This window comes from Microbacterium sp. NIBRBAC000506063 (genome assembly GCF_017968845.1).
Taxonomy (GTDB): Bacteria; Actinomycetota; Actinomycetes; order Actinomycetales; family Microbacteriaceae; genus Microbacterium.
The window spans coordinates 218994-238597 of record NZ_CP072876.1 but is presented as its reverse complement, the minus strand read 5'-3'; the positions used below and the strand labels follow the sequence as shown (position 1 = coordinate 238597).

19 protein-coding genes and 8 pseudogenes are annotated in these 19604 nt (G+C 69.4%); 17 read left to right on the top strand and 10 right to left on the bottom strand.

Going from position 1 to position 19604, the window contains the following annotated elements:
• Positions 1-57 precede the first annotated feature (57 nt).
• From KAE78_RS01370 to xseA, 4 genes and pseudogenes are all read right to left on the bottom strand, one after another.
• Positions 58-732 carry a carbonic anhydrase gene (locus KAE78_RS01370; RefSeq protein ID WP_223171448.1) on the bottom strand — a complete coding sequence of 225 codons (675 nt, stop codon included), beginning with the start codon at positions 730-732 and terminating at the stop codon, positions 58-60.
• Positions 656-1372 carry a DUF4245 family protein gene (locus KAE78_RS01365; protein ID WP_223171447.1) on the bottom strand — a complete coding sequence of 239 codons (717 nt, stop codon included), beginning with the start codon at positions 1370-1372 and terminating at the stop codon, positions 656-658. The genes KAE78_RS01370 and KAE78_RS01365 overlap by 77 nt, the downstream gene beginning before the upstream one ends.
• A pseudogene (locus KAE78_RS01360) lies at positions 1369-1578 on the bottom strand (exodeoxyribonuclease VII small subunit); the annotation flags it as partial. The gene KAE78_RS01365 and the pseudogene KAE78_RS01360, both read right to left, overlap by 4 nt.
• Positions 1579-1616: 38 nt before the next feature.
• Positions 1617-2899: pseudogene (gene xseA, locus KAE78_RS01355) on the bottom strand (exodeoxyribonuclease VII large subunit).
• A gap of 107 nt (positions 2900-3006) precedes the next feature.
• Between xseA and KAE78_RS01350 the strand changes: the two are divergent.
• The 3 genes and pseudogenes from KAE78_RS01350 to KAE78_RS01340 all read left to right on the top strand — a co-directional run bounded on the left by KAE78_RS01350 (position 3007) and on the right by KAE78_RS01340 (position 5922).
• On the top strand, positions 3007-4062 hold the full coding sequence (locus tag KAE78_RS01350; protein WP_411156007.1) for a 4-hydroxy-3-methylbut-2-enyl diphosphate reductase: 1056 nt from the start codon (positions 3007-3009) through the stop codon (positions 4060-4062).
• Positions 4059-4594, top strand: a pseudogene (locus KAE78_RS19180) (DUF6264 family protein). Before KAE78_RS01350 ends, KAE78_RS19180 begins: the two are co-directional and overlap by 4 nt.
• A 17-nt stretch (positions 4595-4611) precedes the next feature.
• Positions 4612-5922, top strand: coding sequence for a hypothetical protein (locus tag KAE78_RS01340; RefSeq protein WP_223171446.1), 1311 nt, complete (start codon positions 4612-4614; stop codon positions 5920-5922).
• A 73-nt stretch (positions 5923-5995) separates the two neighbouring features.
• On the opposite strand, the pseudogene fbaA reads toward KAE78_RS01340, so the two are convergent.
• Positions 5996-7023 (bottom strand): annotated as a pseudogene (gene fbaA / locus KAE78_RS01335) (class II fructose-bisphosphate aldolase).
• Between the two features lie 185 nt (positions 7024-7208).
• Between fbaA and glpX the strand changes: the two are divergent.
• Together glpX and KAE78_RS01325 are read left to right on the top strand one after the other, a co-directional pair.
• Positions 7209-8194, top strand: a pseudogene (gene glpX / locus KAE78_RS01330) (class II fructose-bisphosphatase).
• 95 nt (positions 8195-8289) lie between these two features.
• The gene (locus tag KAE78_RS01325; RefSeq protein WP_223171445.1) at positions 8290-8634 is read left to right on the top strand and encodes a hypothetical protein; all 345 of its coding nucleotides are present in this window, start codon (positions 8290-8292) and stop codon (positions 8632-8634) included.
• Here KAE78_RS01325 and KAE78_RS01320 read toward each other — a convergent pair.
• The 3 genes and pseudogenes from KAE78_RS01320 to KAE78_RS01310 form a co-directional block, all read right to left on the bottom strand.
• A complete protein-coding gene (locus KAE78_RS01320) occupies positions 8580-8891 on the bottom strand; it encodes an ankyrin repeat domain-containing protein (protein ID WP_223171444.1) in 312 nt (103 codons plus the stop codon). The two genes, KAE78_RS01325 and KAE78_RS01320, sit on opposite strands and share 55 nt — an antisense overlap.
• An 85-nt stretch (positions 8892-8976) precedes the next feature.
• Positions 8977-9564, bottom strand: a complete 588-nt coding sequence (locus KAE78_RS01315) for a 3'-5' exonuclease (RefSeq protein ID WP_223171443.1) — start codon at positions 9562-9564, stop codon at positions 8977-8979.
• Between the two features lie 170 nt (positions 9565-9734).
• Positions 9735-10297, bottom strand: a pseudogene (locus KAE78_RS01310) (1-acyl-sn-glycerol-3-phosphate acyltransferase).
• A 40-nt stretch (positions 10298-10337) separates the two neighbouring features.
• Between KAE78_RS01310 and ychF the strand changes: the two are divergent.
• The 12 genes and pseudogenes from ychF (at position 10338) to KAE78_RS01250 (ending at position 19215) form a co-directional block, all read left to right on the top strand.
• Positions 10338-11409 (top strand): annotated as a pseudogene (gene ychF / locus KAE78_RS01305) (redox-regulated ATPase YchF).
• Positions 11410-11437: 28 nt separating this feature from the next.
• Positions 11438-11985 (top strand): annotated as a pseudogene (locus tag KAE78_RS19175) (DUF1254 domain-containing protein); the annotation flags it as partial.
• A 230-nt stretch (positions 11986-12215) separates the two neighbouring features.
• Complete coding sequence (locus KAE78_RS01295) at positions 12216-12869, top strand: DUF1214 domain-containing protein (protein WP_223171442.1); 654 nt, start codon at positions 12216-12218, stop codon at positions 12867-12869.
• 114 nt (positions 12870-12983) lie between these two features.
• On the top strand, positions 12984-13325 hold the full coding sequence (locus KAE78_RS01290) for a hypothetical protein (protein ID WP_223171441.1): 342 nt from the start codon (positions 12984-12986) through the stop codon (positions 13323-13325).
• Positions 13326-13615: 290 nt separating this feature from the next.
• Positions 13616-14008, top strand: a complete 393-nt coding sequence (locus tag KAE78_RS01285) for a YciI family protein (protein WP_223171440.1) — start codon at positions 13616-13618, stop codon at positions 14006-14008.
• A 52-nt stretch (positions 14009-14060) separates the two neighbouring features.
• Positions 14061-15284, top strand: a complete 1224-nt coding sequence (locus KAE78_RS01280) for a glycosyltransferase (RefSeq protein ID WP_223171439.1) — start codon at positions 14061-14063, stop codon at positions 15282-15284.
• Positions 15285-15405: 121 nt separating this feature from the next.
• Complete coding sequence (locus KAE78_RS01275) at positions 15406-15807, top strand: MmcQ/YjbR family DNA-binding protein (protein WP_223171438.1); 402 nt, start codon at positions 15406-15408, stop codon at positions 15805-15807.
• Positions 15804-16367 carry an alpha/beta fold hydrolase gene (locus tag KAE78_RS01270; protein ID WP_223171437.1) on the top strand — a complete coding sequence of 188 codons (564 nt, stop codon included), beginning with the start codon at positions 15804-15806 and terminating at the stop codon, positions 16365-16367. Before KAE78_RS01275 ends, KAE78_RS01270 begins: the two co-directional genes overlap by 4 nt.
• Positions 16368-16372: 5 nt before the next feature.
• Positions 16373-16735 (top strand): gamma-glutamylcyclotransferase family protein, encoded by a 363-nt coding sequence (locus KAE78_RS01265; protein ID WP_223171436.1) that lies wholly within the window; start codon positions 16373-16375, stop codon positions 16733-16735.
• 30 nt (positions 16736-16765) lie between these two features.
• On the top strand, positions 16766-17272 hold the full coding sequence (locus KAE78_RS01260) for a hypothetical protein (RefSeq protein WP_223171435.1): 507 nt from the start codon (positions 16766-16768) through the stop codon (positions 17270-17272).
• 4 nt (positions 17273-17276) lie between these two features.
• Complete coding sequence (locus KAE78_RS01255) at positions 17277-17618, top strand: YchJ family protein (RefSeq protein ID WP_223171434.1); 342 nt, start codon at positions 17277-17279, stop codon at positions 17616-17618.
• Between the two features lies 1 nt (position 17619).
• On the top strand, positions 17620-19215 hold the full coding sequence (locus KAE78_RS01250; protein ID WP_223171433.1) for an alpha/beta fold hydrolase: 1596 nt from the start codon (positions 17620-17622) through the stop codon (positions 19213-19215).
• Positions 19216-19227: 12 nt separating this feature from the next.
• On the opposite strand, the gene KAE78_RS01245 is transcribed toward KAE78_RS01250, so the two are convergent.
• Together KAE78_RS01245 and KAE78_RS17095 are read right to left on the bottom strand one after the other, a co-directional pair.
• Entirely contained in the window at positions 19228-19392 is a 165-nt protein-coding gene (locus KAE78_RS01245; protein ID WP_223171432.1) for a hypothetical protein, read from the bottom strand.
• Positions 19389-19523 (bottom strand): hypothetical protein, encoded by a 135-nt coding sequence (locus tag KAE78_RS17095; protein ID WP_262927699.1) that lies wholly within the window; start codon positions 19521-19523, stop codon positions 19389-19391. Before KAE78_RS17095 ends, KAE78_RS01245 begins: the two co-directional genes overlap by 4 nt.
• Positions 19524-19604: the final 81 nt, after the last annotated feature.

Sequence of the window (19604 nt, the reverse complement as noted above, 5' to 3'; positions counted from 1 at the left end):
TGTCGTGCTCGATGCGGTAGTCCTGCGCGCTTTCGCCGCTGCGCTGGTGTGTGTCGGTCACTGCGATCCCTCCTGAGATGCGGCTTCGGGAACATCGTCGATTCCCACGGTGATGACGGGCACGGCCGTGCCCTCGGCGAGACGATAGTTGGCGCCCACGATGCCCAGGCGCCCTTCGGCGACGGCGGCGCTGATGAGCTCGGACGACTGCAGCAGGTTGTCGACCGTGTTGCGCAGGTGCTCGCGGCCGACGAGCTCGGCGTCGATGTCGGCGGGCGAGGTGCCGCCGTTCGCGGCCAGCACCTTGCGGGCAGCGGGGATGATGGGGGCGATGAGCTTCCAGATGTGCGGTGGGAGCGGGGCGGCATCGATCGCGGTGCCGTCGATCGCCGCGCGCACGGCACCGCAGGAGTCGTGCGCGAGCACGACGATGAGCGGCACGCGGAGGATCTCGACCGCGTACTCCAGGCTTCCCACGATCGACTCGCCGATCACCTGGCCGGCGTTGCGCACGACGAAGAGGTCGCCGAGCCCGAGGTCGAAGATGATCTCGGCGGCCAGGCGCGAGTCGGAGCAGCCGAACAGCGTGGCGACCGGATGCTGCGAGCCGGCCAGATCGTGACGCGTCTCGACGTTCTGGTTCGGATGCTGCGGCTCACCGGCGACGAAGCGGCCGTTGCCCGCGAGCATCAGCTGCCAGGCCTGGGTGGGCGTGAGGTCCTTGCCGGTCATGGCGTCTCCGTGAGTGCGTCGATCTGGGGTTCCAGGGTGGCGGCGAAGGCGGCGGTCTCCTCGGCGGTGAGGGCGCCGTAGACGAGCACGTAGTCGGGGCCCGCCTGGGTCCCCAGCGCATAGGAGATGTTGGCGGACTGCTCGGGGTTGCGCAGCACGTACTCGTCCCAGGCGCGTCCGTCGATCGTGACGGTTCCCGTGGAGGCGGTGCTGGACAGGCGCAGCGGGGCCCAGGCGGCATCCGCATCGAAGGCCTGGGCGATGCGCAGGAATCCGCGATCCTCCTGCGCGGCCGGGCCAGGGTGACGTCCCAGACGGCGACGGGGCCGCCCTCGAGCTCGGCGCGGTTGACGATCCACTGCGCGGTGACCTCGGGGACGAGGACCGGGCGGTCCATCGCGGTGGAGGCCTCGGCGGCGATGCCGGCGAGGTCGACGGGCGGCGGCTCGGTGATCTGCCCGCGCGGGACGGCGAACATGATCACGGCGAGGGCGCCGATCGTGACGACGAGAGCGGCGATGAGGTTGCGGAAGGTCTGGCTGGAGCGGTAGGCCTTGGAGGACGCGGCCTTGCGGGCGGCGGTCTCCTCCGGGGTCTCGGGGCGGCCGAGTTCGGCGACGACGGGGGCGTGCTTGTTCATGCGTCGTCCTCGGCGTCGGATGCCGCGGGTCGCGCTTCCTCCAGGCGGCGCTTGGCGCCCAGCAGCCACTCCTCGCAGCGGGCGGCGAGGGCTTCGCCGCGCTCCCAGAGGGCGAGGGACTCCTCCAGGGTCGGTGCGCCCTGCTCGAGCTCGGCGACGACGCGGACGAGCTCGTCGCGGGCGGCTTCGAAGGAGAGCGACTCGACGGGGCAGGGGCTTCGCCGGAGACAGTCACCCCTCCAGTCTAGGCGCTCGTTCCCTCGGTCGTTTCCGGGAGCTCGCCCTCGGAGACCGCCGTGAGCGACCCGCGGTCGACCGTGATGGCCAGGCGCGCCCCGGCAGGGGCGTCGGCCGCGTCGCGGAGGATCCGGTCGCCGGTCTGCACGATCGCGTAGCCGCGGGCGAGCGTCGACGCCGGCGACAGGGCACGCAGCGAGGCGCGCAGCTCGGCGGTGCGGCGTCCGGCCGTCTCCACGGCGCGGTCGACGGTGTCGCGCCCGCGCGAGACGAGCAGCCACACCTCCTGCGCCCGCTGGGTGATGATCGGCTCGGGGGAGCGCAGCGCCGGGCGCGAGCGCATCTGCTCGAGCTGGGCGATGTCGTGGGCGAGGCGCCGGGTGACGGTCGATGTCGCGCGCGAGCGCAACTGGGCGACGATCGCGCGCTGCTCGCCGACATCCGGGACGACGCGTTTGGCCGCATCCGTCGGCGTCGAGGCGCGAAGGTCGGCGACGTCGTCGAGGATCGGGTGGTCGTTCTCGTGGCCGATCGCGCTGACGACGGGTGTGGTGGCTGCGGCCACGGCGCGCACGAGCCGCTCGTCGCTGAAGCCGAGGAGTGTCTGAGGGTCGCCGCCGCCGCGGGCGATGATGATGACGTCGACCTCGGGGTCGGCGTCGAGCCGGGCGAGGGCGGCGAGGATCTCGGGCACGCTGCGCTCGCCCTGCACCGAGACGTTCTCGGTCCGGAACCGCACCTGTGGCCAGCGCAGTTCCGCATTGCGATGGACGTCCTTCTCGGCATCCGATCTCTCGCCCGTGATCAGACCGATCAGGTGGGGAGGAACGGCAGGGGCTTCTTGCGCGCCTGCTCGAAGAGCCCCTCGGCGCGGAGGTCGGCGCGCAGCTTCTCCAGACGGGCGAGCTGGTCGCCGAGCCCGACGTGCTTCATGGCCGAGACGACGAAGCTGAAGCTGCCGGCCTTGGTGAAGTAGTCGGCCTTGACGCCGGCGATCACGTGGTCGCCCACGGCGATATCGGCGGGCACGCGCGAGCGCGAGCTCGACCACACGTTGATCGAGATGTGGGCGTCGGATGCCGTGTCCTTGAGGCGTCCGAAGATGTTGCCGCCGCGCACGTTCCACCCGACGACCTCGCCCTCGACCCACACCATGCCCCACTTCGAGATCGCACCGTTGATCGTGGCATTCAGGCGGGTGACGGATGTCGGCGCATCCGGTGTCGATTCGCCGGGCGCGACGGAATCGGCGGGCGGGGTGTCGCCGGCGGGCGGTTCGAAGGCTGCCATGGTCTCCGTCGTGTCGGGCGGGTGCAGCCGCACCCAGGCCGTGCTGAGGTGCGCGCCGGTAGAATCAGGACGTGACTTCCACGACCGTGCATCTCCCGGCTCCCCGGATCCCTCGATCCCGGGCGACCTCGGAGGCCGCGCGTCTCCAGGATATCCCCGTGGGCGGACCCAAGCGGGTGCTGCTGGCGGCTCCCCGCGGCTACTGCGCCGGCGTCGATCGCGCCGTCGTCGCCGTCGAGAAGGCGCTCGAGCGCTACGGGGCGCCGGTGTACGTGCGCAAGCAGATCGTGCACAACATCCACGTGGTCACCGAGCTCGAGCAGAAGGGCGCGATCTTCGTCGAGGAGGTCGAAGAGGTGCCCGAGGGCGCGCATATCGTCTTCAGCGCGCACGGGGTCTCTCCGGCGGTCGTCCAGGCCGCCGATGACCGCGGACTCCACGCGATCGATGCGACCTGTCCGCTCGTGACCAAGGTGCATCGCGAGGCGGTGCGCTTCGCCCGCGACGACTTCGAGATCCTCCTCATCGGCCACGACGGCCACGAAGAGGTCGAGGGCACCGCCGGCCATGCGCCGGAGCGCGTGACGATCGTGAACAACCCCGAGGAGGCCGACACCGTCGAGGTGAAGGACCCGTCGAAGGTCGTGTGGCTGTCGCAGACGACGCTCTCGGTCGACGAGACGATGGAGACGGTGAACCGGCTGCGCACGCGGTTCTCCGAGCTGCAGAATCCGCCCTCGGACGACATCTGCTACGCGACCCAGAACCGCCAGGTCGCCATCAAGAAGGTCGCGAAGGACGCCGATCTCGTGATCGTCGTGGGCTCGGCCAACAGCTCCAACAGCGTGCGCCTGGTCGAGGTCGCGCTCGAGTACGGGGCGAAGGCGGCCTACCGCGTCGACTACGCCGAAGAGGTCAAGCAGGAGTGGCTCGACGGCGTGCAGACCGTCGGCGTCACCAGCGGCGCCTCGGTGCCCGAGGTGCTCGTGCAGGAGGTGCTCGAGGCGCTCGGCCATGCCGGCTACAACGACGTCGATGAGGTGCGCACGGCCGAGGAGGACCTCATGTTCTCCCTGCCGAAGGAGCTGCGCCAGGATGCCGCGGGCAAGCGCGACGCGCGCGGCCTCGGCGGCCGGGTCCGCACCGGGGGAGCAAGCGCATGAGCGACACCCGGCCCCGTCCGCAGTTCGGGGAGTACGCCACGCCCGAGCAGCAGCGTGCGGCGATGGGCCTGCCGCCCGAGACGGTCGCACCCGCGCCGGCCCTCGCGCCCGAGCCCGTCGCGCCGTCGGATGGCGCGGCATCCGCTCCGCCGAAGCCCCGCCGTCGCTGGGATCGCTTCCTGACCTTCGCGCTGCTCGCCTACGGGCTGATCACTGTCATCTCCGCCGGCATCTCGTACATGAACATCGCCCCGTCATGAGCGAGGCGATGGCGATCGCCGGCATCGAGGGCGAGTTCACCAACTACGCCGCCGGCCGAACGTGGGGCATGATCGCGACGATCATGCTCGTGACCGGGTGGACGCTCACGGCGATCCTGTCGGTACGACGCCTGCGTTCTGAGAGGCTCACCTGGTGGGTTCCGATCGTCGGCGGCGCGGTGACGATGATCGTCGCCTCGACATGCCTGATCGTGCCGCTGCTGGGCGACCCGGCCTTCCTCGAGCACATCCGTCAGGCGGCGCTGCCGTAGCCCGGTAGCATCGTCGGATGCCTGAACTCGAGTTCTCCGTTCACGTCTCCTACGCCGGCGTCGATCGCGGCGACGGCACTGATCCGCGTCCCGACTCGCTGGCGCTGCTGCGCGAGCTGCGGGTGCTGGCGGCACTGCGCGATGCGAGCGCGGAGTGGACGGACGCCGACGAGGAGTCCGCTCTACTCATCGCCGTGAGCGACGACGGCGGCGTGCTCACGCTGACCGCGGACGACACGATCACGCGAGGGCTGCGCGTGGCGGAGCTGCGGGAACGGTTCGCCGCGGCAGGGCTGACGCTGTGGCTGGACGATCCCGCCGACGGGGGCGAGGACGCCCTGTTCGGCGACGCGGACGCGGTGCTCGCCGCGGCGGCGCAGGAGAGTGAGGCGCTGCTCGAGGAGGAGGCGGTGTTCGACGAGGATCCGGATGCCGGCGAGCTGCTCGACGAGACCGACCTCGAGGAGCTGTTCGCGCCGACTCCCGTGCGGGTGCGCGAGTTCTCGCACCGTGGCCCGATGGAGGCGCGCGTGCGCGCGACGCTCGCGGCGGCGGAGGTCGACTACGCCGAGGTCGGAGAGTGGTCGCTGTACGCCTTCGCCTCGAGCGAGTCGACATCGGTGTGGCCTCCCGCGAAGGCGGAGGGTCCGGTCATCGTGCTGAATCTGCCCGAGGACGGTGACCCCTGGGTCGAGGTCACGCCTCCCGGAGTGCTCGCGAACTCCGGGTACTTCTGGCCGAACGCCGAGCGTGACACCCGGCCCGTGCTCGACATCGACGCGATCACGGTCCCGGCGGCCGCCGAGACCTATCGCATGCTTCTCGCCGAGGGCGACGGCACCCGCGATGAGCTCATCGCCCTTGCCGAGCGCTGCGCCCTCGACGTGGACGCCGCGCACGCGGCGCTGCGCGCGGAGGCACTGGGCGGTGTGGAAGGGGCCGATGCCCGCATCCGAGCGTTCCTGCGCGCCTTCGGCGTGCCGGCGCCGCTGATCGACGCGGCGATGTCGGATGCCGGCACCAGCGTTCTCGCGGACGCACGCCGTTTCGCCCCGAAGCGCTGGCTGCACACGCTCGGCGACATCCTCGTCGGCGGGCTGTACGAGACGATCCCGCTGACCCGGCGTGAGCGTCCGCTTGCGCGCGCCGTGCGTGCGGTGCGGAAGAACCCCGCTCTGGGTCTTGCGATCTCTGTGGCCGAGCTCGCCGTGGGCCTGGTGCTCACCGCGGTGCTGCGCGGCGGATGGAAGGCGCTCGGCATCGCGCTCATCGCCGACGCGACCGGAGATCTGGCCGTGCTCTGGGCGCGTGCGCGCCGCAGGTACTGACGCGGCATCCGACCCAGACGAAGCGGCCCTCACCGTGACCGGTGAGGGGCCGCCGTGCGCGTGTGCGAGCGGGTCAGCTCTGCGACTTGCCGTACGAGCCCAGCTGGCGGGTGGCCTCGACGACGCGGGCGGCCATCGCCGACTCGGCGATCTTGCCCCAGGCGCGCGGGTCGTACTGCTTCTTGTTGCCGACCTCGCCGTCAACCTTCAGCACGCCGTCGTAGTTGCGGAACATGTAGTCGGCGATCGAGCGGGTGAAGGCGTACTGGGTGTCGGTGTCGATGTTCATCTTGATGACGCCGTTGGCGACCGCTGTGGCGATCTCTTCATCGGTCGAGCCGCTGCCGCCGTGGAAGACGAGGTCGAGGGGCTTCGGGCCGGTGCCGTACTTCGCGGCGATGCCCTCCTGGATCTCGCCGAGCAGCTCCGGGCGGAGCTTGACGTTGCCGGGCTTGTAGACGCCGTGGACGTTGCCGAAGGTCAGCGCCGAGATGTAGCGGCCCTTCTCGCCCAGGCCCAGGGCCTCGACGGCCTGGGTCACATCGCCCAGCGTCGTGTAGAGCGCGTCGTTGGAGCCCTCGTGCGTGACGCCGTCCTCTTCGCCGCCGACGACGCCGATCTCGACCTCGAGGATCGCGTTGATGTTCTTCATCCGGGGAGCAGCTCGGCGGCGATCTCGATGTTCTCGGCGAGCGGCACGGCCGAGCCGTCCCACATGTGCGACTGGAAGATCGGGTCGCGGCCGGCCTTGACCTCCTCTTCGGATGCCGCGATCAGCGGCAGCACGAAGCCCTCCAGCGCATCCTTCGGGCAGTGGTCGGTGTGCAGCGCCACGGTGATGGGGTAGTTCGCGGCGACCTCGTGCACGTAGCGGGCGAAGGCGAGCGCACCGGTCGCACGGCCCTTGACGGTGTGGCCGGCGAAGTAGTCGGCGCCGCCGGTGGTGACCTGGATGATGCCGTCGGAGCCGGCCTCGGTCAGTCCCTGCAGCACGGCGTTGATGGTCTGCGAGCTCGAGACGTTCAGCGCCGGGTAGGCGAAGCCGCCCGCCTTGGCGCGGTCGAGCATGTCGGCGTACTGATCCGGTGTGGCAACGGGCATGGCGTCTCCTGTGGTGTTCAGGGTGAAGGGGATACGCAGTCACTCTACCGGGCGCCCTTCTCGCCGACACGGGAGGGCGCCGCAGAGCGAGGGCCCTCTTGCGCACGGTTAAGAATCGCGGATCTTTCGCGGTATCCGAACGGAAACTGCCCCTGGTTTGAACTCGTGCCGAGTAGCCTGAGGGCATGGTGAGTCTGACGGCCGAATTGAGCCCGCTGCATCCCGACCGCAACCTCGCACTCGAGCTGGTGCGCGCGACCGAGGCCGCCGCGATCCGGGCCGTGCCGTTCATCGGACGCGGCGACAAGGAGGCCGCCGACGGCGCCGCCGTCGACGCGATGCGCGCGTTCCTCGGCACCGTCCACTTCCAGGGCAAGGTCGTCATCGGCGAGGGCGAGAAGGACAACGCCCCCATGCTGTTCAACGGCGAAGAGGTCGGCACCGGCCGCGGCCCGCTCTGCGACATCGCCGTCGACCCCATCGACGGCACCTCGCTGACCGCAGCCGGGCGCCAGAACGCCCTCGCGGTCATCGCCGTCTCCGATCGCGGCACGATGCTCGACGCCTCGAGCGTCTTCTACATGGACAAGCTCGTGACCGGGCCCGCCGGAGTCGGGGTCGTCGACATCCGCCTCCCCGTCAAGGAGAACATCGAACGGCTGGCGAAGGCCCTCGGCAAGCCCGTCGAGGAGATGGTGGTCTCGGTGCTCAACCGGCCCGGCACGAGAAGCTGATCGCCGAGATCCGGGAGGCCGGCGCCGGGACCCGCCTCATGAGCGACGGCGACGTCGCCGGCGGCATCAACGCGGCCAGCCACGCGGCACGCACCGACATGTGCATCGGCGTCGGCGGGAGCCCCGAGGGCATCGTCACCGCCTGCGCGATCAAGGCGCTCGGCGGACACATCCAGGGCCGGCTCTGGCCCCGCGACGACGAAGAGCGTCAGCGCGGCATCGACGCCGGACTCGACATCGACAAGGTCTACGAGGCCGACGACCTGGTCAAGGGCAGCAACACGATCTTCGTGGCGACCGGGGTCACCGACGGCCAGCTCGTGAAGGGCGTGCGCCGCGAGGGCGGATACCTGTTCACCGAGAGCGTCGTGCTGCGCGGCGCCTCCGGGACGCTGCGCCGCATCTCCTCCGAGCACCTCGTCTCGAAGTGGCTGTGAGCCGCCGGTCGCGGTGGATTCACGGGGGAGGTCTGGCACAATAGGTGCCGGACCCCGACCCATCCCGTGGGGGCAGACCGCGAGGAGCGCAGCGCATGACGCAACCGGCAGCAGGTGACAAGAAGAAGCCGACCTTCGTCACCACCGACACCGGGCGGATTCTGCGTGTCGATGCCGCGAACGCCGCACCCGTCATCCCCGAGTCCGCTCCGGCCGTGCACGCCGACCCGGCCCGGCGCAAGGACGTGCTGTTCCGCGTGCGCCGCGAGCACGGTCAGGAGGCGAGTACCTGGTGGGCGTGGGGCCTTCTTCGTGATCTCCGCGCTCGTGATCCTGCTTCTGGGCTGGGTTCCCGGCGACGCCTGACGGATGCCGTCGAGGTCGTCTACCGGGCGGCGTACTCGTCCAGCACCGCGCGCATGCCGGTGAGCTGGAACTGATCGGCGATCTGGGCGGCGGTGCTGCCTCCGGCATCCGGATCGGCTCCGGCGTCCAGAAGCAGCCGCAGCAGCTGCTCGTTCTTGCGGAACACCGCGCACGCGACCGCCGTCTGGCCGTTGAGGTTGACCGCATCCGTGTCGGCGCCGCGACGCAGCAGCTCGGTGACTGTCTCGGCGCGTTCGGCGTACGTCGCCACGATGAGGAAGGTGTCGCCGCGCGGGTTGCGCAGGTCCACCGGGACACCGGCGTCGATCATCTCGCCGAGCGGACCGGTCTGCCCTGCCGAGCGAGGTCGAAGGTTCCCTCGATGACCTCGTCGCTGAAGCCCTGGTCGGATGCCGTCATGCAACCATTCTGTCGGATGTTGCAGCATCCGACACCCGGATCCCCAGGGCAAGCGCGAGGGAGTCGACGTCCTGCGCCCGGGCACGGCGTGCTGCGTCGATGACGATCTGGGCGCAGGCGCGGGAGTCGGCGAGCGCGTCATGGTGTGCGAACTCACCGAAGCCGGCGGCGGCCGCGGCGGACGGCAGCTTGTAGGAATCGAGATCGTACGCCTTGCGGGCGACCTGGAGGCTGCAGAGGGACCGATAGGGCGGACAGGCGAGACCGGTGACCTCCGAGGCGAGGCGCAGGACGCTCAGGTCGAAGCCGGCGTTGTGTGCGACGAGCACATCGGCGCCGGCGAACGAGGTCAGCCGGTCGAACTGCTCCTCCCAGGTCGCGGCGTGCTCGACGTCTTCGGCGTGGATGCCGTGGATCCGGGTGTTCCAGGTGTGGAACTCGTCATGCCCCGGCGGGGGCTTGATCAGCCAGCCCGCGGTCGCGACGACCTGGCCGGCGCGGACGCGCACGAGCCCGACGGAGCAGGCGGACGCACGGGAGGAGTTCGCCGTCTCGAAGTCGATCGCGGTGAAGTCCAGGGCCACGTTCCCACCCTCTCCTGCTCCTGTCGTCTTCCGCCCGAGGCGCGCCGTATGCAGGAGCAGTGTCGCCGTATGCAGGAGCGTCGCCGCTTTCAGCGCTTCTACGGCGGCTGTGGAGGCTCTGTGGATCGATCGCTCCTGCAGACAGCCGTCACCCTCCTGCAGACGGCTCGCTACTCCTCGCGCAGCCGCGGCTCGGTGCGCAGCTCCGGCCGCAGGCCCGCCTTGTCGGCGTAGAAGGCGCGGATGCGATCCATGTCGGCGGCGACGTCGCCGGTCAGCTCGATGGTGGGGCCGAGCCCGGTCGTCATCGTCGTGCGGTCGACGTAGCCGAGGGTGACGGGCATGCCGGTCTCGCGGGCGATGCGGTAGAAGCCCGACTTCCAGTGCGTGTTGTCGCCGCGCGTGCCGTCGGGGTGACCACGAGCCCGAAGACGTCGCCGGACTCCACCTGCGAGATGACCTCGCCGACGACGCGGCTGGGGTCGGAGCGGTCGACCGGGATGCCGCCGAGCCGCCGCATGAGCGGTCCGCGCCAGCCGCGGAACAGGCTCTTCTTGCCCAGCCAGTGCACGTCGATGCCCAGTCGCCAGGCGATGCCGAGCATGAGCACGAAGTCCCAGTTCGAGGTGTGCGGGGCGCCGATGAGCACCGTGGGCCGCGCGGGTACCTCGTCGCCGACGAGCGACCAGCGGCTGAAGGCCCAGTAGATGCGGGCGATGAGGCGTCGGAGCATCAGACAACCGTACGCCACCGCGCCGGTAGACTGTCATCCCGTGGCTCTCACTATCGGCATCGTCGGCCTGCCCAACGTCGGCAAGTCCACCCTCTTCAACGCACTCACCAAGAACGACGTGCTCGCGGCGAACTATCCGTTCGCGACGATCGAGCCGAACGTCGGCGTGGTGAACCTGCCCGACCCCGGCTGAAGGTGCTCGCCGAGATCTTCGGAAGCGAACGCATCCTCCCGGCAACGGTGTCGTTCGTCGACATCGCCGGCATCGTGCGCGGTGCCAGCGAGGGGAGGGGCTGGGCAACCAGTTCTTGGCGAACATCCGTGAGGCGGATGCGATCGCCCAGGTCGTGCGCGGCTTCTCCGACGGCGACGTGGTGCACGTCGACGGCGATGTGAATCCGGCATCCGACATGGAGACGATCAACGCCGAGCTCATGCTCGCCGATCTCCAGACGATCGAGAAGGCCCTGCCGCGTTACGAGAAGGAAGTGCGCGGAAAGAAGCTCGAGCCTGCCGTGCTTGACGCGGCGCACGCCGCGAAGGAGGCGCTCGAGCGCGGTGAGCTGCTCTCGGTGTCGGGCATCGACCTGGAGCCGATCCGCGAGCTGGGGCTGCTGACCTTCAAGCCCGTGATCTTCGTCTTCAACGTCGACGAGGAGGTGCTGACGGATGCCGAGCGCAAGGCCGAGCTGGCCGCCCTCGTCGCCCCGGCGCAGGCGATCTTCCTCGACGCCAAGATCGAGTCCGAGCTCATCGATCTCGACCCGGAGGATGCCGCGGAGCTGCTGGCCTCGACCGGCCAGGACGAATCGGGTCTGGATCAGCTCGCCCGCATCGGCTTCGACACGCTCGGCCTGCAGACCTACCTGACCGCCGGGCCCAAGGAGGCCCGCGCCTGGACGATCGGGAAGGGGTGGAAGGCCCCGCAGGCCGCCGGCGTCATCCACACCGACTTCGAGAAGGGCTTCATCAAGGCCGAGGTCATCTCCTTCGACGATCTCGTCGAGACCGGCTCGGTCGCCGAGGCGCGTGCGAAGGGCAAGGCCCGCATGGAGGGCAAGGACTACGTCATGCAGGACGGCGACGTGGTGGAGTTCCGCTTCAACGTGTGACGCCCTGGGCGGAGTGCGGCGCTCTCACATGGGGCGGGCGGTGGGCGTGTTATGTTCCACCGGTGGGCGAGAATGCTGTGTACGACCCACATCGACATTAGGAGCAGCGCGAATGAGCAGCAGCCTTTCCCGTAGTGAGATCCACGCTCTCGCCGGCGAGGCATTCACGTACCTGTATCCGCTCGTGACGATGGACATCACACGCGCGCAGCTCACTGACGGGCAGCCGAAGGACATGCACGGTGACCCGAACGCGTTCGCGCATGTGCGGACGTTTCCGGCCGCTGAGTTCCGCGATGTCGTGCGGCCGAATTTCGACACGCTGTACTCGTCAGCGTGGTTCGATCTGACTGATGGGCCTGTCATCATCCGCGTGCCTGACTCGGGGGACGGTATTACCTTCTGCCGCTGCTGGACATGTGGACCGACGTCTTCTCCGCGCCGGGTGCGCGCACGACCGGCACCGGGGCCCAGTCGCTCGTACTCACCCCTCCGGGATGGGCGGGCGAGGTCCCCGACGAATGCGTGCACATCCCCGCACCGACGGTGTATGTCTGGGCGATCGGGCGCACCCAGACCAATGGGCCGGCGGACTTCGCCGCGGTGAACGCTTTCCAGGACGACCTGCGCATCGAGCGGATCGATGGCGGGGATGCTCGAGTGCACGCAGACATTGCCGACCTGCCCTCGGGAATCGACATGACGCAGGAGCCGCTCACGATCGTCAACACGCTCAGTGCGGTCGACTTCTTCGCCTACGCGATGCGGCTGCTGAAGGTCCACCCCCGCACCTCACTGACGGCTCGGTGCTCGCCCGCATCCGCCGGATCGGCATCACGCCCGGCGAAGACTTCGACCCTTCGAGGTTCAGCGAGGACGAGCTCGTCGCGCTCGGTGAGGGCGTGCGCGCGACCTTGCAGTCGTACCCGAAGTATGTGCCGCTGCTCGGCAAGATGGACAACGGCTGGGCACTCTATACGACCGGCATCGGGGTCTACGGCAACGACTACCTCAAGCGCGCCGTCACGGCATTCGTCGGGCTCGGTGCGAACCAGCCAGAGGATGCGGTGTACCCGGTGAACGTGCGGGACGCCGCGGGTGAGCTCCCCGTGGGCGAGAACGACTACGTCATCCACTTCGAGGCAGAACACCTGCCCCCGGTCGATGCGTTCTGGTCGCTGACCATGTATGACGCGGAAGGGTTCCAGGTGGCCAACGAACTGAACCGCTTCGCGATCGGCGACCGCGATCCGCTCGTGTACAACGCCGACGGTTCGCTCGACATCTACATCCAACACCGGAACCCGGGACCGGGGAAGGAAACGAACTGGCTGCCCTCCCCGCTCGGGCTGCTCGGTATGACGCTCCGCCTCTATGCGCCCAAGCCCAGCGTTCTCACGGGGAGTGGCACTGCCCCCGCTCGTCCGGGTTTCGGAGTTCTCCTAAGCCGGTGCGAGTAGTGTGACCCGGCCACATGACCAGCACGGACGCCCGTGATGCCTTTCGCAACGGGACACGGTGGAGTTCAGATTTAACGTGTAGCCCATTCGTTTCGCTTCTGCCAGAGTGGCGATGTGGAGCATGTCGAAGCACAGCGTCTGGGACTGACAGCGAGGTGGCTGCCGGCAATTGTCATCCTGCTCGCGACGTGGCTGCTGATGTGGCTGTCGCAGGGCATTCCGACGCTATGCGCGCTGGCGAATCCGTGCCCTGCTCCTGATGTGCGTGTCTCGCCCGCCTTGCTGTTCGGCGGTCTGATGATCGTGCCGACGATGGTCTTGATTCTCACGGCGCGCGCCGGGCAGCAGTGGGGGTGGATGCGCGCTCTCTCGCACATCGTGCTCGTTGGACTGGCGGTCGTCGGTCTGGGGGCAGTTCTCTTCTCGGGCGGGTTCACTGTCCCGCTCGTGTTCTAAGGGGCGATCGGGAGGCCGTGATGCCTATCCGTGACGTAACTCGGTCGAGCTCCGTTTCAACGTGTAAGACCTGGGCGGACGCCGCGGCCGAAGCGGTGCGCGATGTCCCGTCGCGGGTGACCAAGACCTGCCGCGGCGTCGGCGATGAGTCCGTCTCGATTCTGGAGAGAATCTCCGAGATGATGTCGTATCAAGGCATCGGCGTTCGTGGAGTGGATGAGCAGGAGCCGCCGGGGCTGCTGCGCGTCCGGAGCCGTGATGACCCTGGTCAGGACGGAAGGGAGACGACGATGGCGGAATACCTGATCGCGTTCAACGACGAGTGGGTGCCGACCCACACGCTCGAACTGCTGCGCAAGAAGGCCGTGGCCAGCTTGGCCGTGATCGAGGAGATGAAGGCCGCCGGCGTCTTCGTGTACGGCAACGGAGCACTCGACGAGTCCACTGCGATCTGCAGCGTCGAGGCGGAAGAGGGCGAACCGGTGTTCTCCGACGGTCCGTACGTCGAGACCAAGGAGCACCTCGGCGGCTTCACTGTCGTGGACGTCGCCGACGATGAGGCCGCCCGGTACTGGGCCGGGCGCCTTGCCGTCGCGCTCGACTGGCCCCAGGAGGTGCACCGATTCCCGCCGCCGCCGCTCGATCTGGACGACCTGGACCCGGGGCGCCCCGCGGAGGCGTGACCCGAGGCCCGGCGACCGGACGGATCCGAGCCCAGGGGAGCGAGGAGATGTCGTGAGCACGATCGTCTTCTGCCCGATCACGTTCAACCTCGCCGAGGTGACGCGCATGATCGAGGTCGCCCGGGCATTGGACCCCCGGCATCGTGCCGTGTTCCAGGGCTACGAGTTTGACTTCGCGCATCTCATCACCGAGGCGGGCTTCGAGTACCGCCCGAGCGAACCGGCTTTCACCGAGGCGGAGCGTGTGCAGGCGCTGCGCTTCGACCAGGGAAAGACGCTTCGGAGCCCTTTCACCGACGAGCTCGTGGCGGCGCGGGTCGACGCCGAGCGGCGCCTGATTCGCGAGGTGGATGCCGCGGCCGTGGTCATCGGCACGAATCCGACGTCGATGATCTCAGCGCGTGCCGAAGGCGTGCCCCTGTTCTACCCCGTTCCCTTCGCCCTGACCCGCCCGCAGGTGGAACAGGCCGGCCGGCTCGGCCTCGTGCGCGGGACGAACGGCGTTGCCCGCGCCGCCGACGCGGTGGCAACACGCCTGCTGCGCTGGGCGTACAACCACGCGCCGCTCGCCCCGAAGGCCTTCGCTCGCGTCGCCGCCGCGAACGGCGTGCCCCCGCTGCGCACCGTCGTGTCGCTGCTCGAGGCCGACCACAACCTGCTCACGGTCATGCCGTGGGAGCTGGAGGGTTTCTCGCTCCCACCGGGCTACGCCCGGGTGGGCCCGATCTTCGCGCACCTCGACGGCGAGCTCCCGTCGGTCGTCGCGGAGCTCGCGGCCGAGGAGAAGCCGCTCGTCTACCTGGGCCTCGGCTCGTCGGCGCACCGCGACCTCGCCCTGGCCGCGGCGAGGAGGCTGAGTGAGCTGCCGGTGAACGTCGTGGCGCCGATCCGGCACTATCTCGATCCCGAAGACCGGCTGCCCGCGAACGTCCACGTGACAGACCTCCTCCCCGCGCACCGCCTGGGCGGTCTCGTGGACGCGGCCGTGCTGCACGGCGGGCAGGGCACCGTCCAGACGGCATGCGCGACCGGCATCCCCTTCGTGGGGATGGGGCTGCAGCCCGAGCAGGTCTGGAACATCGACCAGTGCGTCGCACAGGGCAATGCGATCGCGCTCTCGCCGAAGCAGGCAGGCACTCGTCATCTGACGGATGCCGTCGAGCGCATCCTCGCCGACGAGAGCGTCCATGCCGCGGCCGCCCGCGTGGCGCAGGCGTTCCGCGACGAAGACGGCGCTGCCGCCGCGGCGCGCTACATCGAAGCGGAGATCGCGTGAGCCACGGATGTCGGGAGTCCCTACGTCTGTCGGACGATTCTCCGGCGCGCCATCCGGCATCCGTCAGATCTCCTGACATCCGTAGGGACTCGGTGTCGGAGGGGTGACTTAGTCTCGGGTCATGCCCACCCTCGATGACCTGCGCCGTATCACCGCAGAGCTGCCCGGCAGCGAGGAGCGCGCGATGACGGGCGGTGCGGCCTGGTTCGTACGACGCAAGCTCTTCGCCTGGGAGTGTCACCCGTGGCCGAGCATCGCGGAGGACATGCGAGAGATCATCGCCCGCGAACTCGTCGTCGGGGTGAAGGTCGCCGAACCCGACGATGCGCTCGCGCTCGTCGAGATGGAGCCAGGAGTCTTCCTGCGTTCGACGACGCGGTGGGGCGAGCCCAAGGTCGCCTTCCGCATGGCGGCGATCGACGCCGACCATCTCCGCGAGCTCGTGATCGAGGCCTGGCGGGTGCAGGCGCCGAGATATCTTCGCCGTGAGTACGACGAGTCCCCGTTAGGCTGGAAGCCGTGACAGAGATCCAGACTTCTGACCCCGACGGCCGCGCGATCCCCTATGTGGATGAGGGCGAAGGCCCCGTCACTCTGGCGCTGATCTCGGCGCGCAGCCTCGAAGCCGACGGGCTCGGCGTCATCTCGCACTATCTGGCCGAAGAGGCCGGTTTCCGCGTCGTGCGGGTCGGGGCGCGTCCGGGCGCCGACACCGCTCAGGAACGCGCCGACGACGCGCTCGCGGTGATCGACGACCTCGGCATTGCCGACAGCTGGATCGGCGGCCACGGTGCGGGCGGCACCGCCGCACGGGTCTTCGCCGCAGACCACACCGATCGTGTCAACGGGCTCCTGCTGCTCGGCGTCGAGGATGAGCAGATCGCACTCGCGCCGCTCATCCCGGTGCTGATCATCCAGGGCACCGCCGACGAGGTCACGCCCGCCGGCCACGCGGAGCGTCTCCAGGCGACCGCACCCGAACGCGCGAGCATCAAGACGCTCGAGGGCGCGGATCACCTGTTCCCGGTGACCCATCCGATCGATGCCGCCGTCATCATCGAGGAATACCTCGACTGGGACTGATCGGCGTGGCCCATCATCTGTTCTCCTACGGCACGCTGCGACAGGCGGAGGTGCAGCGCGAGCTGTTCGGCGGGCCGGTCCCGACCACCGACGACGCGCTGCCGGGGTGGCGTCTGGACTGGGTGACGATCACGGATCCGGCCGTCATCTCCACGAGCGGCTCTGACCGGCATCCGATCCTCCGGCCCGGTGTGCCCGGCGACGCCGTGCCCGGAGCGTGTCTCGTGCTCGACGACGCCCAGCTCGCCCGCGCCGACGAGTACGAGGTCGACGACTACGTGCGCGTGCGGGCGAGGCTCGCATCGGGAGCAGAGGCGTGGGTGTACGTCGCCGCGATCGATGCGCTCGCGCTCGACGAACGTTCCTGATCCGACCCGCGTTCGCTCTAGCATGGGAGGATGACCGAGAGCGAAGACGTCGCCCGCCGCGTGGGCCGCGTCCTGATCACGGAGGAAGCCGTGTACGGCCTCATCCTGGTCTCGGGCATGATCGTGGTCAGCAACAGCCTCGTCGGCACTTCGATGAACGCGCTGCTGACGGTGGTGGTCACGGTCATCGTCTTCTTCGCCGCTCACGTCTACGCGGGCACACTCGCACGCTTGGCGAAGGACGGCGCCGACGGCAACCTGCGCGCCAGCATACGAGCTGCCGCCCACCACTCCCAGGGCATGCTCTTCGCCTCGGTCGCCCCGCTGCTGATCCTGTTCCTCGGCGTCATCCGCGTGTTCAGCGATGAGACCGCGATCTGGACCGCTCTGATCGTCGACACGGTGCTGCTCGGTGCTCTCGGCTGGCTCGCGGTCGCGCGCTGGACGCGCAATGTCTGGCATCGGCTGCTCAGCGCGCTGATCACCGCCACGTTCGGCGGGGTCATCGTGCTGCTCAAGGCCGTCATCCACCACTGATCCGATGAGCGCCGAACCCGAGACCGCAGAAGAGCTCATGCGCTCACGGTTCGAGGCGTTCCGGAGAGCGGATGCCGCATGGCTGCTGCGCACGTGGCATCCGTCTACACGGCCCACACACCTCGACCTCGCCGACAATCCGCGCTGGCGTGGTCTTCAGATCGTCGACACCGTCGATGGCGGTCCGGACGACCACGCGGGCGTCGTCGAGTTCCGTGCGACCTATCTCGAGGACGGCGGGGGCATCGGCATTCTGCACGAGAGGTCGCGCTTCGTCCGGGAGGGCGGGCGCTGGTTCTATATCGACGGCGACATCGACGGGGACCGGGGGAGCGAGGAGCGGTGACATGACGACCGAGATCATCGACGGCGAGTTCCGCGTGCCGCGGCTGGCGGCTGTGTACGACGCGCTGGACGCGGAACGCGTGGACCTCGACATGTACGATCGCGTCGTCCGGGACGAGTTCGGGGCGGCATCCGTCCTCGACATCGGATGCGGCACCGGAGTGTTCGCGCTGCGGCTCGCCGAGCGGGGTCTCCGTGTGACCGGCCTCGACCCGGCTGAGGCCTCGGTGGAGGTCGCGCGCAGCAAGCCGGGAGCCGACGACGTCACCTGGATCGTCGGCACCGCGGCGGATCTCCCGCGCATGCAGGTGGATGCCGTCACCATGACGGCGAACGTGGCGCAGGTCTTCCTCACCGACGAAGCCTTCGGCGAGGTCCTCCGTGCAGCTCATGCCGCGCTGCGCCCGGGAGGGTCATCGTCTTCGAGGCGCGTCGACCCGAAGACCGGGGGTGGGAGCGATGGACGCCCGAACGGACGCGCGGAACCGTCGAGGTCCCCGGAGCGGGGCTCGTGGAGACCTGGGCCGAACTGCGAAGCGTCGACGGCGAGCTCACGACGCATGCCGTGCCGGTCGTCTTCTACGAGGACGGTGCACGATACGACTCCGTCTCGACGCTCAGGTTCCGTTCGCGTGAGGCGATCGAGGCGGCGCTGCAGGACGCGGGCTTCGCGGTGCACGACGTCCGCGATATCGACTATGCGCCCGGGCGCGCCTGGCTGTACATCGCGACGACGCCCTCACCGGGGCGCCTCACGGATCGGCCGCGGGGCTAACCTCGTTGACATGACCGAGCAGGCGGACACGCGTACAGCGCACATTCTCCGACGCGGCACCGGTACCCCGCTGCTGTTCGTGCACGGCAACGCGGTCGACCACCGGTACCTGCTCGGCCTCGATGACCTGTTCGACGGATGGGAGCGCATCTACCCGGACCTTCCGGGGTTCGGCAGGACTCCCGCCCTCACCGACCCGGGAGGACTGCCCGAGATCGCCGGCTGGCTGGACGCCCTCGTCGAGGAGGTGCTGGGGGCGACGCCGTTCGCCATCGTCGGAAACTCGCTCGGCGGGCTGCTCGCACGCGACCTCGCCGCACGCCGCCCCGCTCAGGTGCTCGGGTTCGCCCTCCTCGCACCGGTCGTCGACTCGGTGCGCGAGAATCGCATCCTGCCGGACCCGCTCGTGCTCGTCGAAGACCCGGTGCTGCTCGCCCGTCTCGATCCGGTCGACCGCGCGGCCTATGAGGAGATCGCGGTCGTGCAGTCCGAGGCGAACTGGGCCGCGTTCCAGGAGGCGGTGCTGCCCGGCCTGCGCGCCGGTGATCCGGATGCCGCGGAACGTCTTTCCGCGCGCTACGCGCTGGCGGAGCTCCCCGACGAACGGCTCGACGGCTACGACCGCCCCGTGCTGATCGTCGCCGGGCGGCAGGATGCCGTCGTCGGATTCGAGGATCAGCGGGCGCTCGCCGTCCGTTTCCCGCATGCCACCTTCGCGGTGCTTGATCACGCGGGGCACAACGTCCATCTCGACCAGCCCGTGGTCGTCCGGACGCTGCTGGCCGAGTGGGCCGCGCGTGTGGCCCACTCGGCGCAGGGGTGATGCTCCGAGCGCTCAGGGCTGCGGCAGCAGGGTGAAGTTCACCGCGCCCGCATCGTCGACGCCGGCGTCGAGCACCTTGTCGGTGAGGGCTTCGGCGGCGTGCTTCTCCAGGAACACCCGCGCCTCCGGCGTCTCGATCACCTCGTCGGCGGGCTCGGGAGCGGCGACGATGTTCACCGCGAATCGCTGCTCGGTCTCGGGGCGGTGGCCATCGACGATTCGATGCGGAGTCCGGCATCCGACCCCTTCTCCTCGTTGTGGACGAGAGAGGCCACGACGGCGCGTGCATTGTCGGTCAGGGTGAGCACGAGGCTCTCCTTTCGCTGGCGGACACGTCCCGGTCGGAACATGTCCGGGCCACGATTCACGACCTGTGCGCGTGCTTCAAC